This window comes from Pseudomonas oryziphila (genome assembly GCF_003940825.1).
In the GTDB taxonomy this organism is placed as follows: domain Bacteria; phylum Pseudomonadota; class Gammaproteobacteria; order Pseudomonadales; family Pseudomonadaceae; genus Aquipseudomonas; species Aquipseudomonas sichuanensis.
Map to the genome: position 1 here is coordinate 2101065 of NZ_CP034338.1, position 17384 is coordinate 2118448.

General features: G+C 64.1%; 19 protein-coding genes. 11 read left to right on the forward strand and 8 right to left on the reverse strand.

Annotation, left to right across the window (positions count from 1 at the left end; all coding sequences use genetic code 11):
* Positions 1-15: 15 nt before the first annotated feature.
* The gene (locus EJA05_RS10055) at positions 16-822 is read right to left on the reverse strand and encodes a TatD family hydrolase (RefSeq protein WP_125858126.1); all 807 of its coding nucleotides are present in this window, start codon (positions 820-822) and stop codon (positions 16-18) included.
* Between the two features lie 158 nt (positions 823-980).
* Here EJA05_RS10055 and EJA05_RS10060 point away from each other — a divergent pair, with 158 nt between their 5' ends.
* The 4 genes from EJA05_RS10060 to greB all read left to right on the forward strand — a co-directional run bounded on the left by EJA05_RS10060 (position 981) and on the right by greB (position 4040).
* Positions 981-2387: an MltF family protein gene (locus EJA05_RS10060; protein WP_125858127.1), complete on the forward strand. Its 1407-nt coding sequence runs from the start codon at positions 981-983 to the stop codon at positions 2385-2387.
* Positions 2388-2499: 112 nt separating this feature from the next.
* Positions 2500-2934, forward strand: coding sequence for a DoxX family protein (locus tag EJA05_RS10065; RefSeq protein WP_110994343.1), 435 nt, complete (start codon positions 2500-2502; stop codon positions 2932-2934).
* A 233-nt stretch (positions 2935-3167) separates the two neighbouring features.
* Positions 3168-3476, forward strand: a complete 309-nt coding sequence (locus EJA05_RS10070; RefSeq protein WP_110994342.1) for a hypothetical protein — start codon at positions 3168-3170, stop codon at positions 3474-3476.
* 90 nt (positions 3477-3566) lie between these two features.
* Positions 3567-4040, forward strand: a complete 474-nt coding sequence (gene greB / locus EJA05_RS10075; protein WP_125463476.1) for a transcription elongation factor GreB — start codon at positions 3567-3569, stop codon at positions 4038-4040.
* Between the two features lie 54 nt (positions 4041-4094).
* Here the strand turns inward: greB and EJA05_RS10080 are convergent, their stop codons facing one another.
* A complete protein-coding gene (locus EJA05_RS10080) occupies positions 4095-6602 on the reverse strand; it encodes an ABC transporter permease (RefSeq protein WP_125858128.1) in 2508 nt (835 codons plus the stop codon).
* Complete coding sequence (locus EJA05_RS10085; protein WP_125858129.1) at positions 6602-7285, reverse strand: ABC transporter ATP-binding protein; 684 nt, start codon at positions 7283-7285, stop codon at positions 6602-6604. Before EJA05_RS10085 ends, EJA05_RS10080 begins: the two co-directional genes overlap by 1 nt.
* Positions 7286-7295: 10 nt before the next feature.
* Here EJA05_RS10085 and EJA05_RS10090 point away from each other — a divergent pair, with 10 nt between their 5' ends.
* The 3 genes from EJA05_RS10090 to EJA05_RS10100 all read left to right on the forward strand — a co-directional run bounded on the left by EJA05_RS10090 (position 7296) and on the right by EJA05_RS10100 (position 9322).
* Positions 7296-7901, forward strand: coding sequence for an arylesterase (locus EJA05_RS10090; RefSeq protein ID WP_125858130.1), 606 nt, complete (start codon positions 7296-7298; stop codon positions 7899-7901).
* Positions 7902-7959: 58 nt separating this feature from the next.
* Positions 7960-8241, forward strand: a complete 282-nt coding sequence (locus EJA05_RS10095) for a hypothetical protein (RefSeq protein WP_125463480.1) — start codon at positions 7960-7962, stop codon at positions 8239-8241.
* A 106-nt stretch (positions 8242-8347) separates the two neighbouring features.
* A complete protein-coding gene (locus EJA05_RS10100) occupies positions 8348-9322 on the forward strand; it encodes a L,D-transpeptidase family protein (protein WP_125858131.1) in 975 nt (324 codons plus the stop codon).
* 127 nt (positions 9323-9449) lie between these two features.
* Here EJA05_RS10100 and oprI read toward each other — a convergent pair whose 3' ends face one another.
* Positions 9450-9701, reverse strand: coding sequence for an outer membrane lipoprotei OprI (gene oprI / locus EJA05_RS10105; protein ID WP_003259780.1), 252 nt, complete (start codon positions 9699-9701; stop codon positions 9450-9452).
* 501 nt (positions 9702-10202) lie between these two features.
* Between oprI and EJA05_RS10110 the strand changes: the two genes are divergently transcribed.
* Positions 10203-10484: a GNAT family N-acetyltransferase gene (locus EJA05_RS10110; RefSeq protein ID WP_110994199.1), complete on the forward strand. Its 282-nt coding sequence runs from the start codon at positions 10203-10205 to the stop codon at positions 10482-10484.
* A 60-nt stretch (positions 10485-10544) separates the two neighbouring features.
* On the opposite strand, the gene EJA05_RS10115 is transcribed toward EJA05_RS10110, so the two are convergent.
* A complete protein-coding gene (locus tag EJA05_RS10115; RefSeq protein WP_125463482.1) occupies positions 10545-11621 on the reverse strand; it encodes a 3-deoxy-7-phosphoheptulonate synthase in 1077 nt (358 codons plus the stop codon).
* Positions 11622-11781: 160 nt separating this feature from the next.
* Positions 11782-12213, reverse strand: coding sequence for a PilZ domain-containing protein (locus EJA05_RS10120; RefSeq protein WP_125858132.1), 432 nt, complete (start codon positions 12211-12213; stop codon positions 11782-11784).
* 111 nt (positions 12214-12324) lie between these two features.
* Here EJA05_RS10120 and EJA05_RS10125 point away from each other — a divergent pair, with 111 nt between their 5' ends.
* From EJA05_RS10125 to cysB, 3 genes are all read left to right on the forward strand, one after another.
* Positions 12325-13272 carry a putative 2-dehydropantoate 2-reductase gene (locus tag EJA05_RS10125; protein ID WP_125858133.1) on the forward strand — a complete coding sequence of 316 codons (948 nt, stop codon included), beginning with the start codon at positions 12325-12327 and terminating at the stop codon, positions 13270-13272.
* A gap of 94 nt (positions 13273-13366) precedes the next feature.
* Positions 13367-13876, forward strand: a complete 510-nt coding sequence (locus EJA05_RS10130; protein ID WP_125858134.1) for a universal stress protein — start codon at positions 13367-13369, stop codon at positions 13874-13876.
* 114 nt (positions 13877-13990) lie between these two features.
* Positions 13991-14965 (forward strand): HTH-type transcriptional regulator CysB, encoded by a 975-nt coding sequence (cysB, locus tag EJA05_RS10135; RefSeq protein ID WP_011533140.1) that lies wholly within the window; start codon positions 13991-13993, stop codon positions 14963-14965.
* A 101-nt stretch (positions 14966-15066) separates the two neighbouring features.
* Here the strand turns inward: cysB and EJA05_RS10140 are convergent, their stop codons facing one another.
* Both EJA05_RS10140 and pabB read right to left on the reverse strand, forming a co-directional pair.
* Positions 15067-15801 (reverse strand): phosphoadenylyl-sulfate reductase, encoded by a 735-nt coding sequence (locus EJA05_RS10140; protein ID WP_110994204.1) that lies wholly within the window; start codon positions 15799-15801, stop codon positions 15067-15069.
* 93 nt (positions 15802-15894) lie between these two features.
* Positions 15895-17238 carry an aminodeoxychorismate synthase component I gene (gene pabB, locus EJA05_RS10145; RefSeq protein WP_125858135.1) on the reverse strand — a complete coding sequence of 448 codons (1344 nt, stop codon included), beginning with the start codon at positions 17236-17238 and terminating at the stop codon, positions 15895-15897.
* Positions 17239-17384: the final 146 nt, after the last annotated feature.

Genomic DNA, 17384 nt, shown 5'->3' on the forward strand with positions numbered 1-17384 from the left:
CCTCCTTGATATGCGTCAAGAAACCACAGGCAGCCCGAAGAACGCCTGCGCGCAGGCGGTGGTGTGGGCTGCGGTGGACTCGACGGTTTCGCCGCGATGCAGAGCCACCTCGCGCAGTACTTCGGGTAGATACGCCGGCTCGTTGCGGCCGTTTTTCGGTTTTGGCCGCAGGCTGCGCGGCAGCAGGTAGGGCGCGTCGCTCTCCAGCATCAGGCGGCCTGTCGGGATGTTGCCGACCAGCGGATGCAGATGAGTACCGCGGCGCTCGTCGCAGATCCAGCCAGTGATGCCGATGTGCAGGTCGAGGTCGAGGTAGGCGAACAGCGCCTCGCGCTCGCCGGTAAAGCAATGCACCACGGCGGCGCTCAGTTGGTCGCGGTAGCCCTTGAGGATTGCCAGCAGGCGCTCGCTGGCGTCGCGTTCGTGGAGGAACACCGGCAGGCGCAGCTCGACGGCCAGGGCCAGTTGGGCTTCCAGGGCTTTTTCCTGCTCCGGGCGAGGGGAGAAGTCGCGGTTGAAGTCCAGCCCGCATTCGCCGACGGCGCGCACCCGCGGTTGTTCGAGCAAGTGGCGCAACTGGCGCTCGCTGTCGCTGGTCCAGCTCTTGGCATCATGGGGGTGTACACCGGCGGTGCTGAACAGGCGCTGGCCTTGCTCATCCAGGCGCTGGCACAGTTCAAGGGCTTCTTCACTGACGCTCAGGCTGGTGCCGGTCAGCACCATCTGCGCCACGCCGGCCTGCACGGCGCGCTCGACCACAGCCGCCTGCTGGTCATGGAAACTGCTGTTGGTCAGGTTGACGCCGATATCGATCAATTGCATGGTGCTACCTCGTGCCGCGGGGCGGCCAGCATAGCAAAAACCGGGAAATCACGAAAAAACCAAGAACTTCAAACGTTTGCCGTGGTCTTTTGCCGTCAGTCATCACGGATCGATCATTGCACATGGTGCCCGCCAACCGCCCTCGGACCTCTTCCTCCATGCTGCGAACCCTGCTGACGACCTTGATGATGTTCGGGCTGCTGGCCGCCGGGCCGGCCACTGCGCGCGAGCCGGGGCCCCAGCAGCATGTGCCCGCCGGCCAGGCCCGCGACTTGGCGCAGATCCGCTCCAGCCAGGTGCTGCGGGTGCTGGTCAACCAGAGCCGCAACAGCTCCGGCGAGGTCAAGGGCGAACCGGTGGGCGTCGAGTACTACCGGCTGCGCGCCCTCGAGCACGCGCTCAATGCCCGGTTCGCCGACAATCAGCAAGTCACCTTGAAAATCATCCCGCGGGCCAAGGAGCAATTGCTCGGTGCCTTGCAGCGGGGTGAAGGCGACCTGGCCGCGCCAGGCGAGCTGCTCGATCCTGCCGGGGTGCGTGGCGTCGAGGCGAGTGCCCCGGTGCTTGACCAGGTGCCGCTGCTGCTGGTCGGGCGCAAGGGCGAGCGCAGCTACAGCCGGGCCGAGCAGTTGTCCGGGCGTACCATCGCCCTGACCAGTGCCAGCGCTGCCGGGGCCGCGATCGAGGCGATCAACCAACGCCTGGCGCTGCGCAAGCAAGCCCCGATCAAGGTGGAGTGGGTTGACCCGACCCTGGCGGTGGAGGATGTGCTGGAGATGGTCCAGGCCGGTATTTATCCGCTGACCGTGGTGGAGCGGCCCATCGCCCAACGCTGGGCGCGGGTGATGCCGCGCCTGCGCCTGGACAGCAAGCTGCAGCTGGCCCAACCGCAAGCACTGCGCTGGTATGTGCGCCCTGATGCGCCGATGCTGCGGGCGGCAGTGGATCGCTTCCTCGCCACTTACCGTGCCCCGGACAACCAGGATGCCGCCTTCGAACGCATCTACCGGCGCCAGTACCGGGTCCACAATCCGCTGGCGCGCCAGGACCGGCAACGCCTGGAGTCGTTGCGCCCGGTCCTGCAGAAGCATGCCGGTGACCAGCAGTTCGACTGGCTGAACCTGGCGGCCCTGGCATTCAAGGAGTCCACCCTCGACCCCAAGGCGCGTGGCACGGGCGGGGCCCATGGGTTGATGCAGATCACTCCGTCGGCGGCGCAGAGGGTGGGGGTGAGTAACACCGCCACGGTTGATGGCAATGTCCAGGCCAGTGCCCGCTATCTGGCGTTGATCCGCCGCAAGTTCTTCGCCAGCCCGCAACTCAACGAGCGCGAGCGCATGGCGTTCATCCTGGCGGCCTACAACCTCGGCCCGGAGCGGGTTCAGGCCATGCGCGCCGAAGCGCGGCGGCGCGGGCTCAACGGCAATCAGTGGTTCTTCCAGACCGAGCGCATCGCCATGGAACAAGTGGGGATGGGGCCGGTGAACTTCGTCAACAGTGTCAACAAGTACTACCTGGCGTTCAATCGTGAACGCGCTTCCCTGGAGCGGCTGGCCAGGCGCTGACAAATCTAAATAATCGATAGTTATTACACGATTATTGCGATTTTCTTATTCGATCAATCGATTAAGATGGCGCTCATCCAACACCTACCCGCTTAAACAAGGAAGCAACAACATGAACAACACCCTCAAAGCCCTGTTCGTTACCCGTGCCGGCTTCGGCCTGAGCGTCGTGCGCATCCTGGTCGGCGTCATCTTCATGGCCCATGGCGCACAGAAACTGTTCGGTCTGTTTGGTGGCTACGGCCTCGAAGGCACCGGCCAGTGGATGGAGAGCATCGGCCTGGCGCCTGGCTACCTGATGGCCTTGCTGTCGGGCAGCGCCGAGTTCTTCGGCGGCCTGGCCCTGGTGGTCGGCCTGCTGGCCCGCCCGGCGGCACTAGCGCTGAGTGTGACCCTGGTGGTGGCGATCTTCTCGGTGCACATCAACAACGGCCTGTTCATGTCCAACAACGGCTATGAGTTCGCCCTGGCGCTGCTGGCAGGCAGTGTGGCGGTGCTGATCGAAGGTGCGGGTCGCTTCTCGCTGGATCGTCTGATCGCACGTTGACTCAAGCTGCAAGCTCCCAGCCGCAAGGTGCAAGTTGATCGCATTCATCAACTTGCACCTTGCGGCTTGAAACTTGGAGCTCATCCCTCTAGCATACCGACTGCGCCGATTTAAACAGCTACTTGCGGGGCGCAGGACAACCCTCCCAGGTCATCCGAAATACCGCTAAAGCGCTGGTTCGGTGACGCCTCCCACCGCTGCCCAGCGGGATCAGCGAGGCGGAGAAAAACTCCATGAGTTGTCCACGTACCAGTGTTTGTTTGACCCCCCTGGCCAAAGACCAGGCGTCCCGCACCCCGCGCATTCTGCTCGGTGGCCAGCATCAGCCTACGCTCCTGCGCAACCTTGACGGTTTTTCCCGTCGCAAGGGCCAGGCCCGGGCTTTCCTCATCCAGTTCTTCGAAACCTGCACCCAGCTTGGCGAGTACGCCAACGACCGTTTCGATCTGGCCGTGATCCAGGCGCCGGCCGCCGAGGATGCCGCCGAGGTTATCGGCCAGCTCACGCGCATCGCCCGCCAGGGGCTGATCACGCGCGCCTGATCGGCGTGCAAAACCCGCAGGTTTTTCGCTAAGCTCGGTCACTCGGTGGGCGCCTGGCGCCCGCTGCAGATGCACTGAGGAGACAGCCGCTTGAGTACCAACATCATCACCACCGAAGGTCATGCCGCCCTGAAGCAGGAGCTTGATCATCTGTGGCGGGTCTATCGCCCGGAGATTACCCAGAAGGTCGCCTGGGCGGCGTCGCTGGGCGATCGCAGCGAGAACGCCGACTACCAGTACAACAAGAAGCTGCTGCGCGAGATCGATCGGCGCGTGCGCTACCTGCGCAAGCGCCTGGAAGACGTCAAGGTCGTGGCCTATTCACCCGAGCAGGAAGGCAAGGTGTTCTTCGGTGCCTGGGTGGAGATCGAGAACGACGACAGCGAGCAGTTGACCTTCCGTGTCGTCGGCTATGACGAGATCCATGGGCGTAACGACTACATCTCCATTGACTCGCCCATGGCCCGCGCCCTGCTCAAGAAGCAGGAAGGTGACGAGGTGCTGGTGCAGACGCCTACCGGCGAGGCGACCTGGTACATCAATCGCATCAGCTACAGGCCGTAGCCGTCTCATCAGAAGCCGGGGGCTGCGTGGCAGGCCCCAGGCCCCTCAGAGCATTCAGCCTTCCCGCAGTACCGCCAGCGGGCTGGCGTTGAGCGCACGCCGCGTGCCGATCACCCCGGCGCCCCCCACCAGCACCGCGCCTGCCAGTGGCAGCCCCAGCAGCCAAAGGTGCGGCGCCCAGTGCAGATCGAAGGCATAGCGGTACAGCGCCCAGGTGATCAGCTCGCAACCCACTGCGGCGAGCAGGCCGCTGACGGCACCCAGCAATCCGAACTCGATACGCCGGGCCTTGACCAGCAGCGGTCTTGCCGCCCCCAGGGCGCGTAGCAGGGCGCCCTGGCGGATGCGTTCGTCGAGGGTTGCCTGCAGGCCTGCGAACAGCACCGCCAGCCCCGCTGCCAGCACGAACAACAGCACATACTCCACCGCCAGCGTCACCTGGGCGAGGATGCTGCGCAGCTGGCCGAGCAGGGCGTCGACCTGGAGGATGGTCGCTGCCGGGAATGCCCGTGACAGTGCGACGACTTCCTGATCATGGCCTGGGGCAAGGTAGAAGCTGGTCAGGTAAGTGGCGGGCAAGCCCTGCAGTGTCCCGGGCTGGAAGATCATGTAGAAGTTGGGCTGAAAACTGTCCCAGTGCACCGTGCGCAGGCTGCTGACCCTGGCCTGACGCTGCTGGCCACCGATGTCGAAGGTCAGCAGGTCGCCCAGTTGCAGGTTGAGGCTCTGCGCCAGCTCCGCCTCTACCGAAACGCCAGGTATGGCAGCGTCTTGCGGCGCCTGTTGCCACCAGTTGCCGGCGCTCAGCGCGTTGCCCTGCGGCAGCTCGGCAGCCCAGGTCAGGCTGAGGTCGCGCTGGATCGCCCGCTCGCCGGTGGACTCCTTGCTCACCAACTGGCGTACCGGCTGCTCGTTGATGTGGGTGAGGCGGCCGGGGATTACCGGATACAGCGGTGCGGAGGTCGCGTTGATCTGCGCCAGACGCTCAATGAATGGCTGGCGTTCATCAGGCAGGATGTTCAGGGCGAAATGGTTGGGGGCATCCTTGGGCAGTTGTGCCTGCCAGTTGTCGAGCAGCTCCGCGCGCAGCAGCGCCACCAGGCCCATGGCCAGCAGGATCAGGCCGAAGGCCAGGGCCTGGCCGGCAGCTGCCAGTGGATGACGCAACAGCTGGCCCAGCCCCAGGCGCCAGGCCAGCGGCGCACCGGCCAAGAGCTGGCGCAGGCTGCGCAAGCCGAGCAGCAGCAGGCCGCCGAGCAGCAGTGCGGCGATCAAACCACCCCCCAGCAGGGCGAAGGTGAGCAGCAGATCGAGGCTCAGGCGCCACATGATCAGGCCCAGGGCGAGCAGGGCTGCGCCATACACCAGCCAGCTACTGGTTGGCGTGGGCAGCAGGTCGCGGCGCAGCACCCGCAAGGGCGGCACGCGGCCGAGGGCGGCCAGTGGTGGCAGGGCGAAACCGGCCAGCGCCACCAGCCCGGTGCCGATCCCGGCCAGCGCGGGCGCGAGGCCGCCGGGGGGTAGTTGGCTGGGTAACAGGCCTTCGAGCAGGCGGAACAGGCCCAGTTGGGCGAGCCAGCCGAGCAGGGCTCCGCCGAGGGCCGCGACCGTGCCGAGCATGGCCAGTTGCAGGCAGTACAGCCCCAGTGCCTGGTGCCGCGACAGGCCGAGGCAGCGCAGCAATGCGCTGGCGTCCAGGCGTCGGGCGGCGTAACGGCTGGCCGACAGGGCCACGGCGACACCGGCCAGCAGCACAGCTACCAGGCTGGCCATGTTCAGGTAGCGCTCGGCCTTGCCCAGCGCCCCGCCGATCTGACGGTTGCCATCACGGGTGTCGAGCAGGCGCTGATTGGCCGCCAGGCTGGCTTCGGCGGTTTTGCGGTACTGGGCCAGGGCATCGATGTCGCCTCGCCACAGCTCCCGGTAGCTGACCCGGCTGCCAGGCTGGATCACCCCGGTGGCTTCGAGGTCGGCAAGATTCATCAGCACGCGCGGGGTGAGGCTGTAGAAGTTGTTGGCGCGGTCTGGCTCGTAGGTCAGTACGCGGCTCATGCGCAGGGTCTTCATGCCCACATCGATGCTGTCGCCCACCGACAGCCCGAGCGCCGCCAGCAGGCGTGGCTCGACCCAGGCTTCGCCGGGTGCCGGGCCACCACCGGGCGTTTCTGCGGCATAGGGCGCGGCGGCGCTGCGCAATTGGCCGCGCAAGGGGTAGGCGGCGTCGGCGGCCTTGATGCTCGACAGCTGAATGCCGTTGTCGCCGCCGACCACGCTGGTGAACTCCACCACCTGGGCGTGGCGCAGGCCCAGTACGGTGCCATCGGCTATTTGCTGCGCCGTTGCCGGCGCGCTGCCTTGCAGCACCAGGTCGGCGCCGAGAAATTCACTGGCGCGCAACTGCATCGCGCCATTGAGGCGGCTGCCGAAGTAGCCGATGGCGGTACTCGCCGCCACTGCCACCAGCAAGGCGAAGAACAACACGCGCACTTCGCTGGCGCGGGCATCGCGTAGCAACTGGCGCAGCGAGAGTGCGCACAGGCGCAGGAAGGGCAGGCGGGTCATCAGGGCTCCAGGGGCGCGACCAGGCGGCCGGCATCCAGGCGGATCAGGCGGCGGCAGCGGCTGGCCAGCCGCTCGTCGTGGGTGACCAGTACCAGCGTGGTGCCGCGCTCCTGGTTCAGTTCGAACAGCAGGTCGCTGATGCGCTCGCCGGTGTGGCTGTCGAGGTTGCCGGTGGGTTCATCGGCAAACAACACCGCAGGTTGCGCGGCGAACGCGCGGGCGATCGCCACCCGTTGCTGTTCGCCGCCGGAAAGCTGGCGTGGGGTGTGGCTCAAGCGTTTGCCCAGGCCGACCCGCTCGAGCAGGCTGCGGGCGTGCTCGCGGGCATCGCGACGGCCATCGAGCTCCAGCGGCAGCATCACGTTCTCCAGGGCATTAAGGCTGTCGAGCAACTGGAATGACTGAAAGACAAAGCCGACGTGTTCGGCGCGTACCCGGGCGCGCTGGTCTTCATCGAGCGGGCCGAGGTCGTGGCCGGCCAGGATGACCTTGCCGGCGCTGGGGCGATCGAGCCCGGCGAGCAGGCCGAGCAGGGTGGATTTGCCGGAGCCGGAAGCGCCGACGATGGCCAGGCTGTCGCCTTGGGCAAGGTCGAGGGAGAGTGAGTGGAGGATGGTCAGGTCGCCTTCCGCGCTGGGGACCACTTTGCTAAGGTTCTGCGCAACGAGAATGCTGGGGCCCATGGAGAATCCGATGCGAATGTGGTGGTTGAGTGCCGGCCTGGCCCTGTGTTGCCTGGCCCAGGGCGCGGTGGCGGGAACGGTGCTGGTCGTCGGCGATAGTATCAGCGCCGGTTTTGGCCTGGATACCCGCCAGGGGTGGGTCGCACTCCTGCAGCAGCGTCTGCGGCACGAAGGTTTTGACGATCAGGTGGTCAATGCTTCGATCAGCGGCGACACCAGTGCCGGTGGCCAGGCGCGGTTGCCGGCGCTGCTTGCAGCGCACAAGCCGGGGCTGGTGGTGCTGGAGCTGGGGGGTAATGACGGCCTGCGCGGGCAGCCTCCCCAGCAATTGCAACAAAATCTTGCCTCGATGATCGATGATGCCCGTGAGGCGGGTGCAAAGGTCGTATTGCTGGGCATGCGCCTGCCGCCCAATTATGGCGTGCGCTACACGACGGCCTTCGCCCAGGTGTACGAGAAACTGGCCGGCGAGAAAAACGTGGCGCTGGTACCGTTCTTCCTCGAGGGGATCGGTGGGGTGCCTGAGATGATGCAGGCCGATGGTATTCATCCCACCCAGGGGGCCCAGCAGCGGTTGCTGGAAAATGCCTGGCCGACGATAAAACCCTTGCTGTGACGCTTTTATCGGGGGCCGCTTTCGGCTAATGTTGCGCCCCCCGATTCGAGTGTCCCCGATGCCCCGCCCCGCCTGGTCCCTGTACGCCTATCAACTGATCGAGCCTGACGAGCAGCTCGACCTGTTCGCCTGCCAGGAGATCCGCGTGCACCTGGCGGCCCGCCAGCTGGAGCTGGGTGTGCCGGCCGACCGTACCCTGTGCGGCGGATTGTTGCCGGCGCAACCACGCTGGTCGGTGGTGGAACGCGCCATCTACCGCGACGAGCGCCTGTGCGCGCTGTGCAAGGCCATCCTTGATGCCCAGCGCCACGGCATGCGCCCGGTCTGGCCGGAACTCTGAGCACCTTTCATCATCTGAAACGCTTGCCCGCCGCCAGTGCCTCCCGCTCGCCGGTGCACAGGTGTACAATCGACTCCCTTGACTGACCTTTCGAAGGATTTACCGGATGTTGCCGCGCTTTCCCGCCGTCACCCGTAGCCTGTCCCTGGCCGCCCTGCTGGTAGCCGGCCCCGCCGTTGCGTTGGAACTGCCGTTGCCCCCTCCTGGTGAAGACGTCGTCGGCCAGGTTCGGGTGATCAAGGCCAAGTACGAAGACACCTTCGCCGACATCGGTACTGCCAACGACCTGGGCTACCTCGAAATGATCGCCGCCAACCCGGGCGTCGACCCCTGGTTGCCGGGCGCCGGTACCGAGATCATCCTGCCCACGCGCTACATCCTGCCGCCCGGGCCGCGTGAAGGCATTGTCATCAACCTCGCCGAGTACCGCCTCTACTACTACCCGAAAGGGCAAAACGTGGTGCACACCTTCCCGCTGGGTATCGGCCGCGAAGGTTGGGGTTCGCCGATTGCCAATACCCGCATCACCGCCAAGACTCCTAATCCGACCTGGACGCCACCTGCCTCCATTCGCAAGGAGCACGCTGCCGATGGCGATATCCTGCCCGCAGTGGTCCCGGCCGGCCCGGACAACCCGCTGGGGCCGTTCAAGTTCACCTTGGGCGTGCCGGGCTACCTGATCCACGGTTCGAACAAGAAGTTCGGTATTGGCATGCGCACCAGTCACGGTTGCTTCCGCATGCTCAATAACAACGTGTTGACACTGTCGAAGATGGTCCCGGTAAACACGTCGGTTCGCATCATCAACGAGCCTTACAAGTTCGGCGTCAGTGGCGGCAAAGTCTATCTCGAGGCGCACACGCCGCTGGATGACCAAGGCAACCCGTCGGTGGTCGACAAGCACACAGCAGTCATCAATGCGCTGCTCAAGCGTGAGGACCTGGCCAACAACTTGCGCATGAACTGGGACATGGTGCGTGATGTGGTTGCCGCCGAAGATGGCATGCCGGTTGAAATCGCCGTACCGGTCAATGGTGGTGCCGCACCGGTGGTCTCGAGCATTCCAGCCGAACTGCAGTAAGCCATTCGCGACTCGTGTAGAGGCCTGCCTTAGTGCAGGCCTTTTCGTTTGTGCGCAGTGCCTTTCATCAGGCAATAAAAAAGCCGACCCACAAGTGGGTCGGCTTCTTAACAATCCGTGAGGATTATTACTTGCGGCTGGCTTTGTCCAGCATACGCAGAGCGCGCTCGTTGGCTTCGTCAGCGGTTTGCTGAGCCTTCTGAGCAGCTGCCAGAGCGTCGTCAGCTTTGCGGTAGGCTTCGTCTGCACGAGCCTGGGCGCGAGCTGCTGCGTCTTCGGTAGCGGTCAGGCGAGCTTCAGTTTCTTTGGAGACGCTGCTGCAACCGGTAGCCAGAACTGCGGCCAGGGCCAGAGCAGAGAATTTCAGAACGTTGTTCATCGTGTTCCCCTTCAAGGACTTTCTATTTAAATAGCCATCTCTCGGAAAAGAGAAACTGGCCGGCGTACATAGTACCCATTACTTGTAGTAAGTAAACTGACAGAGCGCAAGAACTGCAAAAAAAATGTCGCGAGCGGGCAGCAGTGACGGGTTCTGCAGGCCATCTGTGAAAATTGTGTGAGACGCACGCAAGCGATTGTAGGGCGGGAACTTTTTTGTTGAACTAAGGGTGACTTCAACTGTCGGTGAGCGTCTTAGCCCAAAGAGCATTCGGCGCGTATCATGCTACCAGGCCATTGTGGCAAAACCGCGCTGTTGGATTTTCAGTCCGGCCGCTTGAGCAACCCCGCATGTGCCGCCTACTATTTGTAGGTGCCCAGGGTCAGAACGATCAAGGTCGTGCAACTGTCCAAGAGGCCAGAGGTGGCGCAGAGGTTCCCCGCCGGAAACAAACACATCGGTAAGGTATGGGTCTGCCGACAAGACCTGCGAGGAGTAGTGATGAGCGAGACGCTGACCATCCACCATGACCAGGCGGGTCATCAATTCGAGACCAATGTGGACGGTCACCGGGCGTACCTCACGTACATGGACCTGGGCAAGCAGACGCTGGACATCTACCGCACCTTCGTGCCCAACGCCCTGCGCGGGCGCGGCATCGCCGCCGCCTTGACCGAAAAGGCACTGGAGTACGCCGAGCAGATGGGTTACACCGTCATCCCGTCCTGTTCGTACGTCGAGCGTTACATGGAGCGTCAGCAGCGTCACTCGAGCAAGGCCTGAAAACCTCACCGTACACATGAAAACGCCGGGCATTGCCCGGCGTTTTCATGTGCGCAAGGTTTAGCCGCGCTGGCGCTGCGGCAGCACATCCTTGAGCTTGGCGTGCATGCTGCGCAGGGTTTTTTCGGTAGCCGCCCAGTCAATGCAGGCGTCGGTCACGGAAACGCCATACTGCAGCTCGTCCAGGTTCTTCGGAATAGCCTGGCAGCCCCAGTTCAGGTGGCTCTCGACCATCAGGCCGATGATCGACTGGTTGCCTTCGAGGATCTGGTTGGCCACGTTCTCCATGACCAGCGGCTGCAGGGCCGGGTCCTTGTTGGAGTTGGCGTGGCTGCAGTCGACCATGATGTTGGCCTTGATCTTCGCCTTGGCCAGGTCCTGCTCGCACAGGGCGACGCTGACCGAATCGTAGTTGGGCTTGCCGTTGCCGCCGCGCAGTACCACGTGGCCATAGGCGTTGCCTTTGGTGGTGACGATCGACACGCCACCCTCCTGGTTGATCCCCAGGAAGCGGTGCGGCTTGGAGACCGACTGCAAGGCGTTGATCGCCACGGTCAGGCCGCCGTCGGTGCCGTTCTTGAAGCCGACCGCCGAAGACAGGCCCGAAGCCATTTCGCGGTGAGTCTGCGATTCGGTGGTGCGTGCGCCGATAGCCGACCAGCTGATCAGGTCCTGCAGGTACTGCGGGGAGATCGGGTCCAGTGCTTCGGTGGCGGTGGGCAGGCCCATTTCGGCGAGATCGAGCAGCAGCTTGCGGCCGATGTGCAGGCCGTCCTGGATCTTGAACGAGTCGTCCAGGTACGGGTCGTTGATCAGGCCTTTCCAGCCTACGGTGGTGCGCGGCTTCTCGAAGTACACGCGCATCACCAGGTACAGGGTGTCCGAGACTTCCTCGGCCAGTACTTTCAGGCGCTCGGCATATTCATGGGCAGCCTTGATGTCATGGATGGAGCACGGGCCTACCACTACGAACAGGCGGTGGTCCTTGCCGTCGAGGATATTGCGCACCACTTCGCGGCCGGCAGTCACGGTCTGCAGGGCTTTGGCGCTGAGAGGGATTTCCTTCTTGAGCTGATCAGGGGTGATCAAGGTCTCGTTGGAGGCAACGTTCAAGTCATCGATCGGTAAATCAGCCATCGTGTTACTCGTCAGGTCACGGGTGCCGGCCGCCAGCAATCCCCGTGCGGCCCAGCAGCAGATTGTTCGCAGCGGGGAGGCCGAACCTTAACGCGTTAGCGGGGGCGGGACAATGGGCTGGGGCCCGTCGATACTGGGTTTTTGCGGGTGGAACGGTGATTCAGGGGGATGTGGCGCCCAGGCTGGCCTCGGAAAAGGCCTCGGCATGCAGGCTGATCCACTGCGCGGCCAACTGTTGCGCCGCGCTGCTGTCAAGGTCGGCCTGGGCGTGCTCCAGGCAATAGTGCTGGATCTGGCAGGCCTGCTCGCCCATGCGTGCACCGAACAGCGCCTGGCTGTCGGTGAAGGCCACGCCCACTCGATAGCCCTGATCAAGCCGTTGGCACCAGGCGACATAGCCGGGGTAATGTGCATCCAGTCCCAGTGACGGGATCAGCACCTCGACGGCGGTGCCGCGGCGGTAAGCGCGTGGCTGGTTGCAGGCGATGCCGCCGAGGCCCTGGGTATAGAGGTGGCGACGAAACAGGCTGGATGTGGGGCGAAGGGTGAGTTCGACCGGTATGTCATCCGGATGAGGCAGGTATCCGCACATGCTCGACTCCGTGTCGATTATTTGACCTTCTTTGCCCCAGTATAGTGAGGGATCGAAAACCGGCTGATTTACGTGCTAAAAACCGACGAACACACACGAAGGAGAAAGGGCATGCAGGTTCGCAATACTCGCATCGGCATCATTGGCAGTGGGGCCATTGGTGGCTTTTATGGCCTGATGCTGGCCCGTGCCGGCTTCGATGTGCATTTCTTGCTGCGCAGCGAGTACGCCGCGGTGCGTGAGCACGGGCTGACACTCGACAGCGCGCTGCACGGCCAGTTGCATGAGCAGGTCCAGGCTTACGCCAGCGCTGCCGACATGCCGCCGTGCGATTGGCTGCTGGTGGGCGCCAAGGCCACCAGCAATGCGGAGCTGGCCCCTTCGATCGTGCAGGCGGCGGCACCCGGCGCCAAGGTGGTATTGCTGCAGAACGGCCTGGGGGTGGAAGAGCAGCTGCGCCCGGCACTGCGCACGGACATGCACTTGCTCGGTGGCCTGTGCTTCATCTGCGTGAATCGCGAACGCCCTGGGGTAATCCGCCATCAGGCGCTGGGTGCGGTCAACCTCGGCTACCACAGCGGACCGGCGGAAGATGCCGGGCTGGCGGTGGTGGGAGAGGGCGCCGAGCTGTTCCGCGCAGCCGGTATCGACTCACAGGCCATGCTCGACCTCAACCAGGCGCGCTGGCAGAAACTGGTGTGGAACGTGCCGTACAACGGTCTTTCGGTGCTGCTCAAGGCCAGCACCACGCCGCTGATGAGCGACCCTGACAGTCGGGTGTTGATCCAGGCCTTGATGGCTGAAGTGGTCGAAGGTGCCCGTGCTTGCGGGCAGGTGTTGCCGGACGGCTACGCCGAGCATCTGTTCCGGGTCACCGAGCAGATGCCGGACTACTGGCCGAGCATGTATCACGAGCACGCCGCACAGCGGCCGCTGGAGTTGCAGGCTATCTATGCCGAGCCGCTGGCAAGGGCGCATGCCGCCGGTTGCCGACTGCCGCGGATCGAGGCATTGCATCAGGCGCTGGCCTTCATCGACCGACGTAACCGGCAAGCTTGAGCAGCCCTGCAGCCCGCGCCGGACGGCAAAGCGGCGCCCGGTGGCGCTGCTAAGCTCAACCTTGCTCTGCCGTAGCGGCAGTCGAGGAGGCCGAATGATCCGCACCATGCTGTACGCCACCGACCTCGGTGTGTACGCACCTTTCGTCATGCAGCACGCCCTGGCCCTGGCGCGCACCTTCAACGCGGAGCTTTACGTGATCCACGCGGTCGAGCCCATGGGACAGTTTGCCGAATCCCTGCTACAGAGCTACCTCGATGAGCAAACCCTGGACGCGCTGCACAGCGAAGGGGTCAACACGGTGATGGCCACTATCGAACAGCGGGTACTGGAGAATTTTCGTGACGAACTGGGCGAGGAAGCCGACCTGGCCCTGATAAAGGCGGTGCGGGTACGCCAGGGCGACCCGGCACAGGTCATTCTTGAGCAGGCGCATCGCCTGAGTGTCGACCTGCTGATTTTCGGCAGCCACAGTGCCGGGGCGGGCGCTGGGGTGCCCATTGGTCGCACGGCGGTACGCCTGCTGCAATTGTCGTCGGTGCCCGTGTACATGGTGCCGCTGGCACAGCACCTTGGGCGTAGGAAAACGGAAGGTAGAGAGTAGGTAGATTCGGGCGAAGGTAACAAAATAGTTCTAGATTTATTTCCCAAGCCACTAATATAGTTATAACTCGTCGCTGCCAGTGCGCCGGTGGCCTACCGTCTTTGAGGGATATCTATGAAGCTTCAACAACTGCGCTACATCTGGGAAGTGGCGCACCATGACCTCAACGTTTCCGCGACGGCGCAAAGCCTGTACACCTCCCAGCCCGGTATCAGCAAGCAGATCCGCCTGCTCGAGGACGAGCTGGGTGTCGAAGTCTTCGCCCGCAGCGGCAAGCACCTGACCCGCGTCACGCCCGCCGGTGAGCGCATCATCAATACCGCCGGCGAAATCCTGCGCAAGGTCGAGAGCATCAAGCAGATCGCCCAGGAGTTCTCCAACGAGAAGAAGGGCACCTTGTCGATCGCCACTACCCACACGCAAGCGCGTTACGCGCTGCCGCCGGTGATCAGCAATTTCATCAAGCAGTACCCAGAAGTTGCCCTGCACATGCATCAGGGCTCGCCGATGCAGATCGCCGAGATGGCCGCCGACGGCACCGTCGATTTCGCCATCGCCACCGAGGCGCTTGAGCTGTTCGGCGATCTGATCATGATGCCGTGCTACAAGTGGAACCGCTGTGTGGTGGTGCCTCAGGGGCACCCGCTGACCAAGTTGCCGAAGCTCACCCTGGAAGCGGTGGCCGAGTATCCGATCGTTACCTATGTATTCGGCTTCACTGGCCGCTCCAAGCTCGACGAAGCCTTCAACCACCGCGGCCTCACGCCCAAAGTGGTGTTCACCGCCGCCGACGCCGACGTGATCAAGACCTATGTGCGCCTGGGGCTGGGCGTAGGTATCGTGGCCAAGATGGCGGTCGACCCCAAGCTCGACAGCGACCTGGTGTGCCTGGATGCCAGCGAGCTGTTCGAAGCCAGCATTACCAAGATCGGCTTCCGCCGCGGCACCTTCCTGCGCGGCTTCATGTGCGACTTCATCGAGAAGTTCGCCCCGCACCTGACCCGCGAAGTCATGGCCAAGGCCATCCAGTGCCACAACAAGCAGGAACTCGAAGAGCTGTTCGAGGGCGTTGAGCTGCCGGTGCACTGACAGCAGCCGGAAGCTTCAAGCTGCAAGCTACAAGAAAGAGCAGTCCGTACGCGGTCTGCTCTTTTTTCTTGTCGCTTGCAGCTTGAGACTTGCCGCTCTTTTCAAGCCTTGCTGATCAGGTTGCCTGCGTGCAGCCCGCATTCTTTCTGGGTCGACTCCTCCCACCACCAGCGCCCCTCGCGCTCGTGCTGGTTGGGCAATACCGGGCGGGTGCACGGCTCACAGCCGATGCTGATGAAGCCGCGCTCATGCAGGCTGTTGTACGGCAGCTCGAGCATGCGGATATAGCCCCAGACTTCCTCGCTGCTCATCTGCGCCAGCGGGTTGAACTTGTACAGCGTGCGTTCCGGGGTTGAGAAGGCGCCGTCGATCTCCAGGGCTGCCACCTGGCTGCGGGTGCCTGGGCTCTGGTCGCGGCGCTGGCCGGTGGCCCAGGCGCTGACCGTGGCCAGCTTGCGGCGCAGCGGCTCGATCTTGCGGATACCGCAGCATTCGCCGTGGCCGTCCTTGTAGAAGCTGAACAGGCCCTTTTGCTTGACGAAGGGGTCGAGCTTGTCGCGGTCCGGGCTGAGGATTTCGATCGGCAGGTTGTAGTGCTCGCGCACCTGGTCGATGAAGCGGTAGGTTTCCGGGTGCAGGCGCCCGGTGTCGAGGCTGAATACCTTGACCTGCTTGTTCAGTTTCCAGGCCATGTCCACCAGCACCACGTCTTCGGCGCCGCTGAACGAGATCCACAGGTCGTCGCCGAAGTGTTCGAAGGCGAGCTTGAGGATCTCCTGCGGGGACTTGCTGGCATAGGTCGCGGCCAGGGCGGCGACGTCGAAGGGTTGGCTCATCAGGCGGTTTCCATCGGGTGAGTGGCGCTGTGCGCTCGTAGTGCACTGATGGTAACAAAAAATGGCGAGGTAGACCTGTCGCGCCGCGATGCTTTACAGGCCCTGCAAGGTCTCCATCAGCACCCGCACCTTGGCGATCGACTCTTCGTACTCGGCCTGCCAGTCGGAGTCTGCCACCACCGCGCCGCCGCCCCAGCAACTGACCTGGCCGTCCTTGACCAGCAGGCTGCGAATGGCGATGGAGCTGTCCATCTCGCCGCGCACGTCGATGTACAGCAGCGAGCCGCAATACAGCGCCCGGCGGGCGGGCTCCAGCTCATCGATGATCTGCATCGCCCGGATCTTCGGTGCGCCGGTGATCGAGCCGCCCGGGAAGCTGCCGCCGATCAGGTCGAGTGCGTCGTTGCCGGGGGCCAGGCGCCCGGTGACGCTGCTGACCAGGTGATGGACATTGGGGTAGCTCTCCAGGCTGAACAGCTCCGGCACCTTCACCGAGCCAATCTGGCAGGTGCGGCCGATGTCGTTGCGCAGCAGGTCGACGATCATCAGGTTCTCTGAGCGATCCTTGGGGCTGGCCAGCAGCTCGGCAGCGTTGCGCGTATCTGCCTCAGGGTCGGCGCTGCGCGGCCGGGTACCCTTGATCGGGCGGGTTTCGACATCGCCCTGGCTTACGCGCACGAAGCGCTCCGGGGAAAAGCTCAGCAGTGCCGTGCCGGCGTCCAGCTGCTGATAGCCGGAAAACGGCGTCGGGCAGGCGGCGCGCAGGGCCTGGTAGGCGTGCCACGGGTCGCCCTGGCAGGGCGCGCGGAAGCGTTGGGTAAGGTTGATCTGGTAGCAGTCGCCCGCCTGGATGTACTGCTGGACCTTGTCGAAGGCCGAGCGGTATTGCCCAGGTGACAGGTCGCCCGCCATGGGCGCGAGCAGCTTGAATTCGCCGCTGCCGGTCTGGGCGGGTGCTTCGAACAGCTGGATCAGGCGCTGCCGTTCAGCTGTTTGCAGGCTAGGGTGAAACACCACTTGGCTGGTACGCGCATGATGGTCGCTGACCAGTGCCCAGGCATACAGGCCGAGCTGCGCGTCCGGCAGCCCCAGGTCATCGGCCGCCTGTGTGGGCAGTTGCTCCAGGCGGCGACCGAAGTCGTAGCTGAGGTAGCCGATCAGGCCGCCGGCGAAGGGCAGCTCCACGCCATCGGGCAATTGCGCCGTTCCCAGTTCCGCCAAGGCACTGCGCAGGCGCTGCAGGTACGCCTGGCCCGACTCTGCCGTTTGCGCTTGCAGTTGCTGCACTGGCCAGGCACTGAGCAGGTCGAAGCGTCCACGTTCGGCGTTGGGGCGGGCACTGTCGAGCAAGATCGCGCCGGGCGCTGCGCGCAGGCGTGCGAAATAGTGCGCGGGGTCGGGCTGGTAGGGCAGGGGATGGAGCGTACAGGTCGGCATCAGAATGGACGGCGATGAAAAAGCGAGGAGGGCGATTGTAGACCTGTGTAGGAAATGCGCCTAGCACTGGTGGCGACATTCACATGTTGTGCAGAGGCGTTGGTTGGCATCGTGGGAGCGGGCTTGCCCCGCGATTGGGGCCTTGC

Coding starts and splice junctions, on each gene's coding strand:
- EJA05_RS10055 (WP_125858126.1), bottom strand. CDS start 822: ATGCAATTGATCGATATCGGCGTCAACCTGACCAACAGCAGTTTCCAT.
- EJA05_RS10060 (WP_125858127.1), top strand. CDS start 981: ATGCTGCGAACCCTGCTGACGACCTTGATGATGTTCGGGCTGCTGGCC.
- EJA05_RS10065 (WP_110994343.1), top strand. CDS start 2,500: ATGAACAACACCCTCAAAGCCCTGTTCGTTACCCGTGCCGGCTTCGGC.
- EJA05_RS10070 (WP_110994342.1), top strand. CDS start 3,168: ATGAGTTGTCCACGTACCAGTGTTTGTTTGACCCCCCTGGCCAAAGAC.
- EJA05_RS10080 (WP_125858128.1), bottom strand. CDS start 6,602: ATGACCCGCCTGCCCTTCCTGCGCCTGTGCGCACTCTCGCTGCGCCAG.
- EJA05_RS10085 (WP_125858129.1), bottom strand. CDS start 7,285: ATGGGCCCCAGCATTCTCGTTGCGCAGAACCTTAGCAAAGTGGTCCCC.
- EJA05_RS10090 (WP_125858130.1), top strand. CDS start 7,296: ATGCGAATGTGGTGGTTGAGTGCCGGCCTGGCCCTGTGTTGCCTGGCC.
- EJA05_RS10095 (WP_125463480.1), top strand. CDS start 7,960: ATGCCCCGCCCCGCCTGGTCCCTGTACGCCTATCAACTGATCGAGCCT.
- EJA05_RS10100 (WP_125858131.1), top strand. CDS start 8,348: ATGTTGCCGCGCTTTCCCGCCGTCACCCGTAGCCTGTCCCTGGCCGCC.
- oprI (WP_003259780.1), bottom strand. CDS start 9,701: ATGAACAACGTTCTGAAATTCTCTGCTCTGGCCCTGGCCGCAGTTCTG.
- EJA05_RS10110 (WP_110994199.1), top strand. CDS start 10,203: ATGAGCGAGACGCTGACCATCCACCATGACCAGGCGGGTCATCAATTC.
- EJA05_RS10115 (WP_125463482.1), bottom strand. CDS start 11,621: ATGGCTGATTTACCGATCGATGACTTGAACGTTGCCTCCAACGAGACC.
- EJA05_RS10120 (WP_125858132.1), bottom strand. CDS start 12,213: ATGTGCGGATACCTGCCTCATCCGGATGACATACCGGTCGAACTCACC.
- EJA05_RS10125 (WP_125858133.1), top strand. CDS start 12,325: ATGCAGGTTCGCAATACTCGCATCGGCATCATTGGCAGTGGGGCCATT.
- EJA05_RS10130 (WP_125858134.1), top strand. CDS start 13,367: ATGATCCGCACCATGCTGTACGCCACCGACCTCGGTGTGTACGCACCT.
- cysB (WP_011533140.1), top strand. CDS start 13,991: ATGAAGCTTCAACAACTGCGCTACATCTGGGAAGTGGCGCACCATGAC.
- EJA05_RS10140 (WP_110994204.1), bottom strand. CDS start 15,801: ATGAGCCAACCCTTCGACGTCGCCGCCCTGGCCGCGACCTATGCCAGC.
- pabB (WP_125858135.1), bottom strand. CDS start 17,238: ATGCCGACCTGTACGCTCCATCCCCTGCCCTACCAGCCCGACCCCGCG.